14 protein-coding genes are annotated in these 14,959 nt (G+C 66.2%); 8 read left to right on the top strand and 6 right to left on the bottom strand.

The window, feature by feature from the left end:
- Window positions 1-5: 5 nt before the first annotated feature.
- Together ASC93_RS11410 and ASC93_RS11405 are read left to right on the top strand one after the other, a co-directional pair.
- Complete coding sequence (locus tag ASC93_RS11410; RefSeq protein WP_056441379.1) at window positions 6-1,289, top strand: dihydroorotase; 1,284 nt, start codon at window positions 6-8, stop codon at window positions 1,287-1,289.
- A gap of 70 nt (window positions 1,290-1,359) precedes the next feature.
- On the top strand, window positions 1,360-2,142 hold the full coding sequence (locus ASC93_RS11405) for a 1-acyl-sn-glycerol-3-phosphate acyltransferase (protein ID WP_056441376.1): 783 nt from the start codon (window positions 1,360-1,362) through the stop codon (window positions 2,140-2,142).
- Between the two features lie 56 nt (window positions 2,143-2,198).
- Here the strand turns inward: ASC93_RS11405 and ASC93_RS11400 are convergent, their stop codons facing one another.
- A complete protein-coding gene (locus ASC93_RS11400) occupies window positions 2,199-3,032 on the bottom strand; it encodes a symmetrical bis(5'-nucleosyl)-tetraphosphatase (RefSeq protein ID WP_056441373.1) in 834 nt (277 codons plus the stop codon).
- 305 nt (window positions 3,033-3,337) lie between these two features.
- On the opposite strand from ASC93_RS11400, the gene ASC93_RS11395 reads away from it, so the two are divergent.
- The 6 genes from ASC93_RS11395 (at window position 3,338) to ASC93_RS11370 (ending at window position 9,366) form a co-directional block, all read left to right on the top strand.
- Window positions 3,338-4,432 (top strand): glycosyltransferase, encoded by a 1,095-nt coding sequence (locus ASC93_RS11395; protein ID WP_056441370.1) that lies wholly within the window; start codon window positions 3,338-3,340, stop codon window positions 4,430-4,432.
- Window positions 4,433-4,516: 84 nt separating this feature from the next.
- Window positions 4,517-4,843: an H-NS family nucleoid-associated regulatory protein gene (locus ASC93_RS11390; protein WP_056441367.1), complete on the top strand. Its 327-nt coding sequence runs from the start codon at window positions 4,517-4,519 to the stop codon at window positions 4,841-4,843.
- Between the two features lie 287 nt (window positions 4,844-5,130).
- Complete coding sequence (locus ASC93_RS11385) at window positions 5,131-6,513, top strand: phosphomannomutase/phosphoglucomutase (RefSeq protein ID WP_056441364.1); 1,383 nt, start codon at window positions 5,131-5,133, stop codon at window positions 6,511-6,513.
- 10 nt (window positions 6,514-6,523) lie between these two features.
- Window positions 6,524-7,504 carry a lipopolysaccharide heptosyltransferase I gene (gene waaC, locus ASC93_RS11380; RefSeq protein WP_056441359.1) on the top strand — a complete coding sequence of 327 codons (981 nt, stop codon included), beginning with the start codon at window positions 6,524-6,526 and terminating at the stop codon, window positions 7,502-7,504.
- Window positions 7,504-8,766 (top strand): lipid IV(A) 3-deoxy-D-manno-octulosonic acid transferase, encoded by a 1,263-nt coding sequence (gene waaA / locus ASC93_RS11375; protein ID WP_056441355.1) that lies wholly within the window; start codon window positions 7,504-7,506, stop codon window positions 8,764-8,766. Before waaC ends, waaA begins: the two co-directional genes overlap by 1 nt.
- Before the next feature lie 45 nt (window positions 8,767-8,811).
- On the top strand, window positions 8,812-9,366 hold the full coding sequence (locus ASC93_RS11370) for a YcxB family protein (protein WP_229412689.1): 555 nt from the start codon (window positions 8,812-8,814) through the stop codon (window positions 9,364-9,366).
- A 159-nt stretch (window positions 9,367-9,525) separates the two neighbouring features.
- Here ASC93_RS11370 and ASC93_RS11365 read toward each other — a convergent pair whose 3' ends face one another.
- The 5 genes from ASC93_RS11365 to glyQ are packed head-to-tail and all read right to left on the bottom strand — an operon-like array spanning window position 9,526 to window position 14,878.
- Complete coding sequence (locus ASC93_RS11365; protein WP_056441352.1) at window positions 9,526-10,455, bottom strand: M48 family metallopeptidase; 930 nt, start codon at window positions 10,453-10,455, stop codon at window positions 9,526-9,528.
- 44 nt (window positions 10,456-10,499) lie between these two features.
- Entirely contained in the window at window positions 10,500-11,240 is a 741-nt protein-coding gene (locus tag ASC93_RS11360) for a 1-acyl-sn-glycerol-3-phosphate acyltransferase (protein ID WP_157201871.1), read from the bottom strand.
- 38 nt (window positions 11,241-11,278) lie between these two features.
- On the bottom strand, window positions 11,279-11,842 hold the full coding sequence (gmhB, locus tag ASC93_RS11355) for a D-glycero-beta-D-manno-heptose 1,7-bisphosphate 7-phosphatase (RefSeq protein WP_056441347.1): 564 nt from the start codon (window positions 11,840-11,842) through the stop codon (window positions 11,279-11,281).
- A 13-nt stretch (window positions 11,843-11,855) separates the two neighbouring features.
- On the bottom strand, window positions 11,856-13,952 hold the full coding sequence (glyS, locus tag ASC93_RS11350; RefSeq protein ID WP_056441344.1) for a glycine--tRNA ligase subunit beta: 2,097 nt from the start codon (window positions 13,950-13,952) through the stop codon (window positions 11,856-11,858).
- 20 nt (window positions 13,953-13,972) lie between these two features.
- Window positions 13,973-14,878, bottom strand: a complete 906-nt coding sequence (glyQ, locus tag ASC93_RS11345; RefSeq protein WP_056441341.1) for a glycine--tRNA ligase subunit alpha — start codon at window positions 14,876-14,878, stop codon at window positions 13,973-13,975.
- Window positions 14,879-14,959: the final 81 nt, after the last annotated feature.

Genomic DNA, 14,959 nt, shown 5'->3' with positions numbered 1-14,959 from the left:
CACGTATGAATAACTTGCACATCAAGAACGGGCGCGTGGTCGACCCGGCGGGCGGCATCGACGCCGTCCAGGACCTCTTCATCGCCGGCGGCAAGGTCGCCGGCATCGGCAGCGCCCCGCAAGGCTTCACGGCCGCGCGCACCATCGACGCCACCGGCCTCGTGGTCGCGCCGGGCCTCGTCGACCTGTCCGCCCGCCTGCGCGAGCCGGGCTACGAATACAAGGCCACGCTGGAATCGGAAATGCAGGCGGCCATGCAGGGCGGCGTGACGACGCTCGTGTGCCCGCCCGACACTGACCCCGTGCTGGACGAACCGGGCCTCGTCGAGATGCTCAAGCACCGCGCGCGCCTGCTGAACCAGGCCAACGTGCATCCGCTCGGCGCGCTGACCGTCGGCCTCAAGGGCCGTGCACTGACCGAGATGGCCGAGCTCACGGAAGCCGGCTGCATCGGCTTCGCGCAGGCCGAGGAGCCGATCGAGGACACGACCGTGCTGCTGCGCGCCATGCAGTACGCGAAGACGTTCGGCTACACCGTCTGGCTGCGCCCGCAGGACCCGCACATCGGCCGCGGCGGCATCGCCCACAGCGGCCCGCTGGCGTCGCGCCTGGGCTTGTCCGGCGTGCCCGTGATGTCGGAAACCATCGCGCTGCACACGATCTTCGAACTGATGCGCGCATCGGGCGCGCGCGTGCACCTGTGCCGCATCTCGTCCGCCGCCGCGCTGGACCTGATCCGCGCCGCCAAGAAGGAAGGCTTGCCGGTCACGTGCGACGTCGGCGTGCACCACCTGCACATGACGGACGCCGACATCGGCTTCTTCGATTCCAACGCGCGCCTGACGCCGCCGCTGCGCAGCCAGCGCGACCGCGACGCGATCCGCGCCGCCGTCCTCGACGGCACGGTGGATGCCGTCTGCTCGGACCACACCCCGGTCGACGACGACGAGAAGCTGCTGCCGTTCGCCGAGGCGTCGCCCGGCGCCACCGGCCTGGAACTGCTGCTGTCGTTGATGCTCAAGTGGGCGGGGGAGCAAGGTAACGACAAGGCGCTGTCGACGGCGCTGGCCCGGATCACGAGCGACCCGGCGCGCACGGCGGGCCTCGCCGCCGGCACGCTGGCGCTGGGCGCGAGCGCGGACGTGGTGCTGTTCGATCCGGACACGCGCTGGACCGTCAACGCTGCCGCGCTGGCCAGCCAGGGCAAGCACACGCCGTTCCTCGGCTACGAACTGGCGGGCCAGGTAAAGGCGACGATCGTCGCCGGCCACGTCGCGTTCGAACGCTGATCCACGGCCCGGCCGTGGCGGTACAATCGCTGCGGCCGCGGCCCGCGCGGCGTTTCGTGTCGAGTTTCCATTGAAGATCAAGCTTGCGTGGCGCCTCGCGCGCCTCGTCCTCCATCTCGTCCAGGGCCTGGCCACCTGCGCCCTCGTGTTTCCCTGGGCGCGCGACGCCCTGCGCGAGCGCCTGGTCCGGCGCTGGTCGGCGCGCCTGCTGGGCATCTGCCGCGTGCGTCTCGAGCGCGTGGCCGGCGCGGAATCGCTCGCGCACGCGCTCATCGTCGCGAACCACATTTCGTGGCTCGACATCTTCGTCATCAATGCCGTGCACCCGTGCCGCTTCGTGGCCAAGGCCGAGATCCGCGCCTGGCCCGTCGTCGGCTGGCTCGTCGCGCAGGCGGGTACGGTGTTCATCGCGCGCGGCAACCGGCGCGACCTGCGCCACATTTTCAAGGGCATCGTCGAAGCGCTGGACCAGCGCCGCCGCGTGGCCTTCTTCCCGGAAGGGACGACGGCCAGCCAGGGCACGCTGCTGCCGTTTCACGCCAACCTGTTCGAAGCCGCCATCGACGCCGCCGTGCCGGTACAACCCGTCGCGCTGGCCTATGTCGACGCCGGCGGCGGCTGGCACCCGGCCGTCGACTACACGGGCGAGACGACGTTCGTCGACAGCATCGTGCGCATCATGAAAGGCGAACCGATCGTCGCGCGGCTGGCCTGCCTGCACCCGATCCCGGCGACGGGTGCGCACCGGCGCGAACTGGCGCAGGCGGCGCACGATGCGATCGCGGGGGCGCTGGAGTCGACAAGCCGTCGTCCCCGCGCAGGCGGGGACCCAATGCTTTCAGCGCATCGATAACGCCGCCAACCTTGAGCCCCGCCTGCGCGGGGGCGACGGTTCTTGCCGCGGCGGTCTCACTTCTTGCCGCCGTGTTCCCGGTACTCGGGACAATCCACCTGCAGCAGCGAGCGGTCGTCGAGGCATACGGCCGTCAGCTTGCCGCCCCATACGCAGCCGCTGTCCAGGCCCACGAGGTTCGGCCGCAGCACGAGGCCCAGCGCCGACCAGTGCCCGAACACGACGGTGACATCAAGCGTGCGGCGGCCGGGCAAATCGAACCACGGCTGCAGATCGGAGCCCTCCGGCCCCTTGTCGCTTTCCTTGTGGGCGAAATCCATGCGCCCGTCCGGCCAGCACAGGCGCATCCGCGTGAGCGCGTTGACGATGCAGCGCAGGCGGGCGATGCCCGTCAGGCCGTCGTCCCAGCGGTCAGGCTCGTTGCCGTACATCTGGCCGAGGAATTCGATCCAGCGGTCGCCGCGCAGCACCGTCTCGACTTCGGCCGCGAGCGCCATCGTCTGCGCCGCCGTCCATTGCGGCGGCACGCCGGCGTGAACTAGCAAGTGCGCGTCGACGAACATCGCGAGCGGCCGCCGGCGCAGCCAGTCGACCAGCGCGTCGCGGTCGGGTGCTGCCAGGATGTCGTCGAGCGTATCCGAACGGCTCATCTTCTGGACGCCGGCGGCCACGGCCAGCAGGTGCAGGTCGTGATTGCCGAGCAGTGCGTCGACGCGGCCGTCGCTCGCATCCGATAATGCCTTCATGCGGCGCAGCGCGCCCAGCGAATCCGGGCCGCGGTTGATCAGATCGCCGACGAACAGGATGCGTGCACCGGGCTCGATTTGTTCCAGCAGCAGGCGGGCTTCGTTGGCGCACCCCTGCAGGTCGCCGATGACATAGGTTTTCATTTCGGATTCCGTTTTTTCTGTATCGATACTAATGGATTTATCCGGCTTTCGCGCAGGAGGCTGTCCGTTCATGCATTACCGATTGTAAATTGTCTTGTCGCTTAGTCAAAGTTTCGGTATTTCGTATTTCCTCAATCGGAACGGGGCGCGCACGCGTACACTTCAGGCACGGATTGCCGAGGGCCAATCCGGTACAATGGCCCGTCTTCACCAGGACGGATGCCGCCAATCGAATCGCGCATGACCGTGCCATTTCTCCGCGCCGATGCCTGCCATCCGCCGGGTTGCATCTGAAAAATAATAAAATGTTTTCTTTCTTCGTAAGTTTTGTCGTGTCCGCGCTGCTGACGCTCCTGATCGTCAAGCATTCGAAATTGCATGGCGCGGCGCTCGACGATAATTTCAACGGCGTACAGAAGGTCCATCAGCATGCGGTGGCGCGGATTGGCGGATTGCCGATCTTCCTGGCCGTTGCCCTGAGCGCCGGCATTTCCGTATGGCGGGTACCCACCCTCGGTTCCGGGCTGGTGGCGCTGCTGGGCTGTTCGGCGATCGCATTCATCGGCGGTATCGTCGAAGACTATACGGGTACGGTGCGTCCCTCGCGCCGCCTGATATTGACGATGGCCGCCGCGCTGCTCGGCTATCTGGTGCTGGGCGCGAAAATCGCGCGCCTGGATATGCCCTTCGTCAGCTGGAGCCTGGATTCGCTGTGGCTCGTATTGCCGCTGACGGTACTGGCCGTGGCCGGTATTGCGAATGCGGTGAATATCATCGACGGCTTCAATGGCCTGGCCAGCGTCGTGACGATCTTCATGCTGTTATCGCTCGCGTACGTGGGCTGGCAGGTGGAAGACATGTTCGTGCTGGTCTCCGCACTGACGGTGGCCGGTGCGACGGCCGGCTTCCTGGTCTGGAATTACCCCGTCGGCCTCATCTTCCTCGGCGACGGCGGCGCCTATTTCATCGGATTCATGCTGGGCGAACTGGCTTTGCTGCTCGTGATGCGCAATCCCCAGGTATCGACGTGGTACGCGGCATTGCTGCTGATTTATCCAACATTCGAAACCGTTTTTTCCGTTTATCGCCGAATGTTCGTGCGTGGGAAATCTCCTACAATGCCGGACGGAATCCACCTGCACAGCCTGATTTTCCGGCGCATCGTGCAATGGACCGTCGGCCGCAAAGAGGCCCGGGCACTGATGAAAAGGAATGCGCGGACCTCGCCTTACCTGTGGCTGTTTTCCCTCACTGCCGTTATCCCGGCAACCGTGTTCTGGCGGAATACGGGAATTTTGATATTCTTCTGCTTGTTGTTCATTATCAGCTACGTCTGGCTGTACGCGCGTATCGTCAGATTCAAGTCCCCACGTTGGCTGATTTGGCACAAAAAACACTAAAGAAATTCCAGTTGTAGTATATTGCGAGAATTGGTGAATATTCGATAAAATCCCTTACACCTACTCTACTTATAAGGAATCAAGATGGATCTGTCTAATTTGTCCTTGGGTGATTTGCGCAACCTGCAAGAGCAGATCAAGCAGGAAATGAAGAAACGTGAGGTTCAGGAAGTGCAAAAGGCACGTGAACAGATCATGGCCATCGCCCAGAGCGTCGGCATGCCTTTGAAAGACCTGATCAGCGCCAGCGGCCGTGGCGGCAAATCGGCAGGCGCGAATGTCGGCACCGTCGCCGTGCGTTATCGCAATCCGGACAATGCATCGCAACAGTGGACCGGCCGCGGCCGTCAGCCGAAATGGGTCAAGGAATGGGTCGAGGGCGGTAAATCGCTGGACAAACTGCGCGTCTGATTCCGCGTATTTGTCGCATCGTCTTTTACGGGCGGCATTCGCGTCCGCGGAGCTCCCCGTAAAAGATCCCGTCGCGCCGGAACGTCATCCGGCGAGCCAGCACATTCCGGGCGCGCATTCTTTGCGCTCGCGCCAGGCATCACGCAAACGCAGGCAATCCGACCCAATCGGACCCCACTCGTCCTGCTTGCCGTTACAATATCCCTTTTTCCGTCATCCGATCCAATCGGCGATCGCAATGCCCGTGCGCGCGCATTCCGACGCCAGTCCCACAAGGTAGATAATTCATGGTCCCTCTCTCGAAAACGATCTTCAAGGCTTATGACATCCGCGGCGTGATCGGCAGCACGCTCGACGCGGGCATCGCGCGGCGCATCGGCCAGGCCTTCGGCGTGGCCGCGCTGGCCAAGGGAGAGCGTACCGTGATCATCGGCCGCGACGGCCGCCTGTCCGGCCCGGAGCTGGCCGCGGCGCTGGCCGAAGGCCTGCAGGCCGCCGGCGTGGACGTCGTCGACCTGGGCATGGTCGCGACGCCGATGGTCTATTTCGCCACCAACGTGCTGGGCGCGCGTTCGGGCATCATGGTCACCGGCAGCCACAATCCGCCGGACTACAACGGCTTCAAGATGGTGCTGGCGGGCGAGGCGATCTACGGCGACGCCATCCAGGGCCTGTACCAGGCCATCGAACGCGACGACTTCCAGCCCGCGCAGGCACCGGGCGGTTATTCGACCCATGACATCAAGGCCGCCTACGTCGAACGCATCGTCGGCGACGTCAGGATCGCGCGTCCGATCAAGATCGCGGTCGACTGCGGCAACGGCGTGGCCGGCATGGTCGCGGGCGATCTGTTCCGCGCGATGGGCTGCGACGTGATCGAATTGTTCTGCGAGGTGGACGGCCACTTCCCGAACCACCATCCGGACCCGGCGCACCCGGAAAACCTGCAGGACCTGATCGCATGCCTGCAAACGTCGGATGCCGAGATCGGCCTGGCATTCGACGGCGACGGCGACCGCCTGGGCGTCGTCACGAAGGATGGCCAGATCATCTTCCCGGACCGCCAGATGATGCTGTTCTCGAAAGATGTCCTGTCGCGCAACCCGGGCGCCGAAATCCTGTACGACGTCAAATGCACGCGCCACCTGGGCCCGTGGATCGAACAGCACGGCGGCCGTCCGCTGATGTGGAAGACGGGCCACTCGCTGGTCAAGGCCAAGCTGAAGGAAACGGGCGCGCCGCTGGGCGGCGAGATGAGCGGCCATATCTTCTGGAAGGACCGCTGGTTCGGCTTCGACGACGGCCTGTACACGGGCGCGCGCCTGCTCGAGATCCTCACGCGCGAAGCCGACCCGTCGGCGCTGCTGAACGGCTTGCCGATCGCGTCCAGCACGCCCGAGCTGCACCTGCACCTGAAGGAAGGCGAGAACTTCGCGCTGATCGAGAAGCTGCGCGCCGAGGCGCAATTCCCCGGTGCCGACCGCGTCAATGACATCGACGGCCTGCGCGTGGAATACCCGGACGGCTTCGGCCTGGCGCGCGGTTCGAACACGACGCCAGTCGTGGTGCTGCGCTTCGAAGGCGAGAATCCGCAAGCGCTCGAGCGCATCCAGAAAGAATTCGCGCGGGTGATCCTGGCCGCCAAGCCCGACGCAAAGCTGCCGTTCTGAGAGTGACGCCTTGAACATCCTGCTGGTGCGGGTATCGTCGCTGGGCGACGTCTTGCACAACCTGCCGATCGTGGCGGACATCCACCGCCATTATCCGGACGCCCGGGTCGACTGGGTGGTGGAAGAGAGCTACGTCAGCCTCGTGAAGCTCAACCCGCACGTGCGCAAGGTGATTCCGTTCGCGCTGCGGCGCTGGCGCAAGGGGCTCGGCAATGCGGCCGTGCGCGCGGAATTGCGCGGCTTCTTCCGCGACCTGCGCGCCGAGCAGTACGACTATGTGTTCGACACGCAGGGCCTGATCAAGACGGGCATCGTCATGGCCTGCGCGCGCACGCGCCCGGGCGGCCAGAAGGTCGGCATGGCCAACGGCACCGAGGACTCGGGCTACGAAGGCGTCTCGCGCATCTTCCACAGCCGCAGCATCGCCGTCGAGCCGCGCACGCACGCGGTGGCGCGCGGGCGCCAGGTCGTGGCCGCGGCGCTCGGCTACGCTGTCGACACGCCGCCCGATTTCGGCCTGCCCGCGCCGGAAGGCAGCCCGCGGCCGGACTGGATGCCGGCCGACGATTACGCCGTGTTCTTCCACGGGACGGCGCGCGACGCGAAAAAATGGCCGGCGCCGCACTGGATCGCGCTCGGCCAGGCGCTGGCCCCCATGACGATCCTGCTGCCGTGGGGCTCGCCGCGCGAGAAGGAGGAGGCCGAGCGCCTCGGCGCCGCGCTGCCGAACGCGCGCGTGCTGCCGAAACTGTCGATGATGGACGCGGTGGAACTCGCGCGCCACGCGGCGCTCGCGGTCGGCGTCGACACGGGCCTGACGCACATCGCCGCCGCCTTCGTGCGGCCGACGGTCGAGATCTATGCCGATTCGCCGCGCTGGAAGACCGAGGGCAACTGGTCGCCGCGCATCGTCAACCTGGGCGACACGGGCGCGGCGCCGGCGGTCGCCGACGTCGTGGCGGCCGCGCGGCGCCTGCTGGAGAGCCGTTGATGCGCGTGCTGTATTCGCTGCTGTGGTGGCTGGCGCTGCCGCTCGTGCTGGGCCGCTTGTGGTGGCGCGGGCGGCGCGAACCCGGCTATCGCACGCACCTGGGCGAGCGCCTCGGCTTCTACGGCCGCAGGCTCGAAACGCGTCCGACCATCATGGTGCACGCGGTGTCGGTCGGCGAGACCCGCGCCGCCGAGCCGCTGATCGAAGCCCTGCTGGCCGCACGGCCGGACGCGCGCATCCTGCTCACGCACATGACGCCGACCGGCCGCGCCACCGGGCGCGCGCTGTTCGGCAAGCATGGCGACCGCGTGGTGCAATCCTTCCTGCCTTACGATACCGGCTTCATGGTCGGCCGCTTCCTGCGCCATTTCGAGCCCGCCATCTGCATCCTGATGGAGACCGAGGTGTGGCCGAACCTGATCCACGGCTGCGCCGCGCACGGGGTGCCGGTGGCGCTCGTGAATGCGCGCCTGTCCGAGCGTTCGCTGCGGCGCGGCCAAAAGTTCGGCGGCCTGATGATGGATGCCGCCCGCGCGATCACGCTGGTGGCCGCGCAGACGGATGCGGATGCCGCGCGCATCGCGTCGCTGGGCGCGCCCAACGTCGCCGTCACGGGCAGCATCAAGTTCGACGTCGTACCGCCGGCGGCCGCGCTGGACACGGGTGCCATGCTGCGCGCGCGCTGTGCCGGCCGCCCCGTGCTGCTGTGCGCTTCCACGCGCGAAGGCGAGGAGGCATTGATCCTCGACGCGTACAAGGCCCTGGACGCGCGTCCGGCCGGCATGCTGCTCGTGCTGGTGCCCCGCCATCCGCAGCGCTTCGACGAAGTCGCGGACATGGCCCGCGCGCGCGGCCTCACGCTGGCGCGCCGGTCGGCGCTGCCGGAGCGCGTGGACACCGACGTATTGCTGGGCGATTCGATGGGCGAGATGTTCGCCTACTATGCGGCCTGCGATTGCGCCTTCATCGGCGGCAGCCTGCTGCCGCTGGGCGGCCAGAACCTGATCGAGGCGTGCGCGCTGGCCAGGCCGGTGCTGGTGGGCGAGCACACCTTCAACTTCCTGCAGGCGACCGAGGAAGCCGTCGCGGCGGGCGCCGCGCTGCGCGTACCCGATGCGCCGGCCCTGCTGCGCGCGGCCGCCGACCTGCTCGACGATGACGGCCGACGCGCCGCGATGGGCGCGCAAGCCCTGGCCTTCGCCGCACGCCATCGCGGCGCAACAGTGCGCACTGTTGAACTCTTGCAACAAATTATTGCCTAGCTTTTGCTACCATTCTCTTTAATTAGAAAACGAAAGGGGATGCACATGTTGTGGTCAAATCGCTCGCGAGCGGCCGGCAACGTGGACGGCGGGGCCGCGCTTCTGGACCAGCCTGACACCGAGATTCTCGGCGCCGACGCGATGCCCGCGGCCACGATCCCGGTCGTGCATCCGCCGGCCGCACGATACAGCCTGCATTTCTGGGTACGCTACTCGTTCGTCGAATACATCCGCTTCATGTGGGAGCATGGCGGCTACCTGATCCGCCGCCGGCATATCCGCTGGCCGATGGGGATGTATCTGCGCCTGAAAAGCACGCTGTCGGCGGCCGCGCACTTCGTGCTGCTGCAGCGCGGGAAGCGCATGTACGAATTCCAGATCGACCAGCACGGCATCGTGCGCACCAGCGACACGGGCGTGAGCCTGATCGGCTGGGACGACGTGCAGCGCATCCGCACCTATTCGAGCGGCTTCATGATGATCCTCAAGCGCGGCACCTTGCCGATTCCGTTCCGGTGCCTGAACAAGGACGAAGTGAGCGCAATGCAGGGCATCGTCGAGGCGCGCGCGGCGGGCGAACTGCAGTTCCGCGCATCGTGAACGCGTGTTCCGTGGGCTCGGGGAGCCCACCCTACGGCGTTCGCAAAACCCCGTGCTACCACGTGCATTGTGGTAAATCGTCGGGCGGGACCCCGTGCCCACATGTGCATCGTGACGAATCGTAGGGTGGGCACCCCGTGCCCACGATGTGATCCTTGATCACTCGTCCGGGAACAGCACCGGCATCTCCACCGACCGCTTCTTGAGCGCCACCTTGGCGCCATCGTAATCCGGAAAGACCTCGCCGACGACGGCCCAGAATGCCGGGCTGTGGTTCATCTCGCGCAGGTGCGCCAGTTCGTGCACCACCACGTAGTCCAGCAGCGCGAGCGGATAGTGCACCAGCTTCCAGTTCAGGCGGATGTTCCCGGCCACCGTGCACGAGCCCCAGCGCGTGCCGGCCGACGAGATCGCGAACGAGCGATACGTGACGCCCACGCGCGGCGCGTACAGGTCCAGGCGCTCGCGGAACATGCGCTTCGCCTCGTCCTGGAACCACAGCTTCACGCGCTCGCGGATCTGCCAGGTCTCCAGGCCTGGCGTCACGCCCAGGTGCAGCGTGCGTGATTCGGCATCGTGGACGCAGTGGCTGCGCGCGGCCGGCTCGAGGCGCAGGGTGATGTCGTTGCCCAGGTAGGGCAGTTGCGCGCCGTCGATCCATTCCACCGGCACGCGTTCGGCGCGCTGGGCGCGGCGCTCGCCGCGTTCGAACAGCTTCGTGAGGATCCAGCGCTGCTTGGCGCGGATGGCGCGTTCGATGTCGTCCAGCGGCGCGCGATTCGGCGACGTCACGAACAGGCCGTCGTCGCAGACCATGAAGCCGTGCGAGCGGCGCGCCGAGCGGCGCAGGGCGTAGTGCACGGTATGCGATCCGAGCTGGATGCGCCGCAGCGGTGGGTCGTTCGGGCCGACGGGCGGAATGGGCAAGGTGCGGGTCGGCACCGGCGGTGCCTTGAACAGCGGGACCGGCGGCACGGCTTTCGCCGCCGGCGTGGGCGTGGGCGCAGGCGCGGGCGCTGGCTTGAGCGCCGCGCCGAGTTCCTGAGCGAACAGCTCCAGCTGGTTCGCGTCGGTCTTGGGGGAGGTCATGGTGGGCGGCTTCGATGGTGCTTTGGTCTGCGCGCCCAGTTCATTCAAATACCTGAATAGGCGTGGGGCGAAATGACGCGCATTTCCGATTCTATCCAATTTTCGACCTCTTGCATCAGACTGTCGGGAGTGTGGTTTTCCGGCGCAATCGGCTTGCCGATCGAGACGGTGATGAGGCCGGGCCGCTTGATGAACGAATTCTTGGGCCAGCACTCACCTGAATTATGCGCGATCGGCACGACGGTGGCATCCGCCGCGATCGCCAGTCGCGTACCGCCGCTCTTGTACTGTCCCTTCTGGCCCACGGGGATACGCGTCCCTTCCGGGAACATGATGATCGACTGGCCGTCCGCGAGGCGCGCCTTGCCGATCTTGACGACGTGGGCGAAGGCGCGCTTGCCCTTGCTGCGGTCGATCGGGATCATGCGCAGCAGCGCCATGCCCCAGCCGAAGAAGGGAATGTACAGGATCTCCTTCTTGAAGACGTAGACGAGCGGCCGCTTCATATTCGGCAGCATGAAGATGGTCTCCCATGCCGACTGGTGCTTCGACAGCAGGATCACGGGACGGTCCGGCAGGTTCTCGTAACCCTTCACCTGGTAGCGGATGCCGCAGATGACGCGGGCGCACCAGATGATGAAGACGTTCCAGCGCGACGTGACCCAGAAGCGCGTGTTGTACGGGAACGGCGCCGCCAGGAAGCACACGCAGGCCCAGACGACGGTGGCGACGGCCATGACGACCGTGAACAACAGGGAACGCAGGAACAGGGCGGCGGTACGCAAAGGCGTGGTCTCCAGGGCTGGGGTGGCGGTAGTGGCGGTCATGCGGCGGCGGGCGTCGGCGTGGACGCGGTCTTGAGGAAGGCGTCGACCATGGAAGCGAGGTCGGGGAATACCTGGGTGCCGGGCGGCAGGCCGCCCGTCTCGTAGGTCTTCTCGCCCTTGCCGGTCAGGACCAGGTAGGGCACGCAACCGCAGATGAAGCCGGCCTGCAGGTCGCGCAGCGAATCGCCCACCGTGGGCACGCCCTTGAGGCTGATCTTGAAGCGCTTGCTGATCTCCTCGAACATCCCGGCCTTGGGCTTGCGGCAGTCGCAGTTGTCGATCGCCGCGTGCGGGCAAAAGAAGATCGCGTCGATGTCCGCGCCGACCAGCTGGGCGCTCGCGTGCAGCTTCTGGTGGATCGCGTTCAGCGTCGCGATGTCGAACAGTTCGCGCGCGATGCCCGACTGGTTCGACGCGATGACGACGCGGTAGCCCGCCTGGTTCAGGCGCGCGATGGCCTCGAGCGAACCGGGAATCGGAATCCACTCGGCGGGCGACTTGATGAATGCGGGCGAGTCATGGTTGATGACGCCGTCCCGGTCGAGGATGATCAGCTTCATGGCTTCGTTTCGCTTATGCCGCCAGCTTCGAGATGTCGGCCACGCGGTTCATCATGCGGTGCAGGATGGACAGCAGGGCCAGGCGGTTGTTGCGCAAGGCGACGTCGTCGGCCATCACCATCACGTCGTTGAAGAACGCGTCGACGTCGTCGCGCAACTGGGCCAGCGTCTTGAGCGTGCCCGCGAAGTCGCCGCGCTCGAAGGCCGCGTCGACGTCCGGCTGCACGCGCTGCACGCTCGCGTACAGCTTTTTCTCCGCCTCGTCCTGCAGCAGCGCCGCATCGACGGCGCCGGCCTGCGCGAGCGCTTCCTCGTTCTTCTTGAGGATGTTGGTGATGCGCTTGTTGGCGGCGGCCAGCGAGGCGCTTTCCGGCAGCGCGGCGAACGCCTGCACGGCCTCCAGGCGCTGCACGACGTCGTCCACGCGGTCCGGGTTCTGCGCCAGCACGGCTTCCACTTCGTTCGGCGCGAAGCCGCGGTCGCGCAGCAGGCCGCGCAGGCGGTCCAGCATGAAGGCCGTCACGTCGAGCGTCGGGTCCTTGAACGTCGGCATGTAGTCGAACACGCCGGCGGCGTCCTGCAACAGGTCGGACAGCGCGAGCGGCAGGCGTTTCTCGACCAGCATGCGCATCACGCCCAGCGCGTGGCGGCGCAGCGCGAACGGGTCTTTTTCGCCGGTCGGCTGCAGGCCGATCGACCAGATGCCGACCAGCGTTTCCAGTTTGTCGGCCAGCGCCACCGTCAGGCCCGTATTCGTCGACGGCAGGGCGTCGCCCGAGAAGCGCGGCTGGTAGTGTTCGGAGGCGGCCAGCGCCACTTCCTCGTGCTCGTTGTCGTTGCGGGCGTAATACGTGCCCATGATGCCTTGCAGCTCGGGGAATTCGCCGACCATGTCGGTCAGGAGGTCGGCCTTCGCGAGCTGCGCGCCGCGTTCGGCCAGCAGTACGTCGTAGCCGAGGCGGCGGGCGATGGCGCCGGCCAGGCGCGTGACGCGCTGGGTGCGATCAAGCTGCGTGCCCAGCTTGTTGTGATAGACGACGTTCGCCAGCAGCGGCAGGCGCGATTCCAGCGACTTCTTCTTGTCCTGCTCGAAGAAGAACTTGGCGTCCGACAGGCGCGGGCGCACGACGCGCTCGTTGCCGCCGACGATGGCCGACGGATCGTCGGTCGCGAGGTTCGAGACGATCAGGAAGCGCGAGCGCAGCTTGCCCGCGGCATCCGTCAGCGCGAAGTACTTCTGGTTCGTCTGCATTGTCAGGATCAGGCATTCCTGCGGCACGGCCAGGAACGCTTCCTCGAAATGGCATTCGTAGACGACGGGCCATTCGACGAGCGCGGCCACTTCGTCCAGCAGCGATTCCGGCATCAAGACCTGGTCGGCGCCGGCCTTGGCCAGCAGCTGGGTGCGGATCGATTCCTTGCGTTCCCCGGCATTGGCGACGACCTTGCCGAAGACCTTGAGCAGTTCATTGTAGGCGTCGGCATGGACGATATCGAACGGCTGGCCGTTCGACAGGAAGCGGTGGCCGAGCGTCGCGCGGCCGGCGTCGAGGCCGAGCAGGGACAGCGGCACGACGTTCTCGCCGTGCAGCGCCAGCAGCGAGTGCACCGGGCGCACGAACTGCACGGTCGCGCCGTCCGGACGCTGGTAGCTCATCACCTTGGGGATCGGCAGCTTGGCGACCGTCTCTTCCAGCACCGGCTGCAGGCCCGCGGCGAGCGCGCTGCCCGGCGCCGTGTAGGTGTAGAAGAAGCTGTCGGCCTTGCCGTCCTGCGCGCGTTCGAGGTCGCTGACCTTCAGGTCGGGGAAGCCGAGGGCGGCCAGCTTCTTGGCCAGCGGCGCGGTCGGGTTGCCGTCCTTGTCGAGGGCGACGGCCACCGGCAGGATTTTTTCGCGGATGGTCTTGTCCGGCGACGTGCTGCGCACGTTCGTGATCGAGACGGCCAGGCGGCGCGGGGTGGCGTAGGTGGTGACGACGCTGTCGGCGTTCGTGAAATCGCGGGCCTTCAGGCCGTTCGCGATGCCGCTGGCGAAAGCGGCGCCCAGTTTCACGAGTGCCTTCGGCGGCAGTTCTTCGGTCTGCAGTTCGACGAGTAGTGTCTGATTCATGGTGTTGTCTTGTTCTGTTCTCAGGCGGCCGCTTTCGGCAGCATCGGGAAGCCCAGCTTCTCGCGCGAATCGTAATAGGCCTGGGCGACGAGGCGCGACAGGGTGCGCACGCGGCCGATGTAGGCGGCGCGCTCGGTGACGGAGATGGCGCCGCGCGCATCCAGCATGTTGAAGCTGTGCGAGGCCTTCATGATCTGTTCGTACGCCGGCAGCGTGAGCGCCAGTTCGATCAGGCGCTTGGCTTCGCTCTCGTGATTATTGAAGGCCTGGAACAGCAGGTCGGTGTTCGAATGTTCGAAGTTGTAGGTCGACTGTTCGACTTCGTTCTGGTGGAACACGTCGCCGTAGCTCAGCGACTTCTTTTCCCCGTTCTCTTCCCACTCGGTCCACACGAGGTCGTAGACGTTCTCGACGCCCTGCAGGTACATGGCCAGGCGCTCGATGCCGTACGTGATCTCGCCAAGCACGGGCTTGCAATCGAGGCCGCCGACCTGCTGGAAGTAGGTGAACTGCGTGACTTCCATGCCGTTCAGCCAGACTTCCCAGCCGAGGCCCCAGGCGCCGAGGGTCGGGCTTTCCCAGTCGTCCTCGACGAAGCGCACGTCGTTCTTTTTCAGGTCCAGGCCCAGCGCTTCCAGCGAACCGAGGTACAGGTCGAGGATGTTTTCCGGCGCCGGTTTCAGGACGACCTGGTACTGGTAATAGTGCTGCAGGCGGTTCGGGTTATCGCCGTAGCGGCCATCCTTGGGGCGGCGCGACGGTTGCACGTAGGCGGCGCGCCAGGGTTCCGGTCCGATCGCGCGCAGGAAGGTGCCGGTGTGGAAGGTGCCCGCGCCGACTTCCATGTCGTACGGCTGGAGCAGGGCGCAACCCTGTTTGTCCCAGTAGGTTTGCAACGTCAGGATGATTTGTTGGAATGTAAGCATATTATTGACTTGGAGCCTGCGACTGCCTGAGGCGTCGCGCGCACGGCGCGCGTACACGGCGGGTTTGCTAAAACACCAATT

Source organism: Massilia sp. Root335 (genome assembly GCF_001425685.1).
GTDB classification, from domain to species: Bacteria; Pseudomonadota; Gammaproteobacteria; order Burkholderiales; family Burkholderiaceae_D; genus Telluria; species Telluria luteola.
This window is presented reverse-complemented; position numbering and strand designations above follow the sequence as displayed.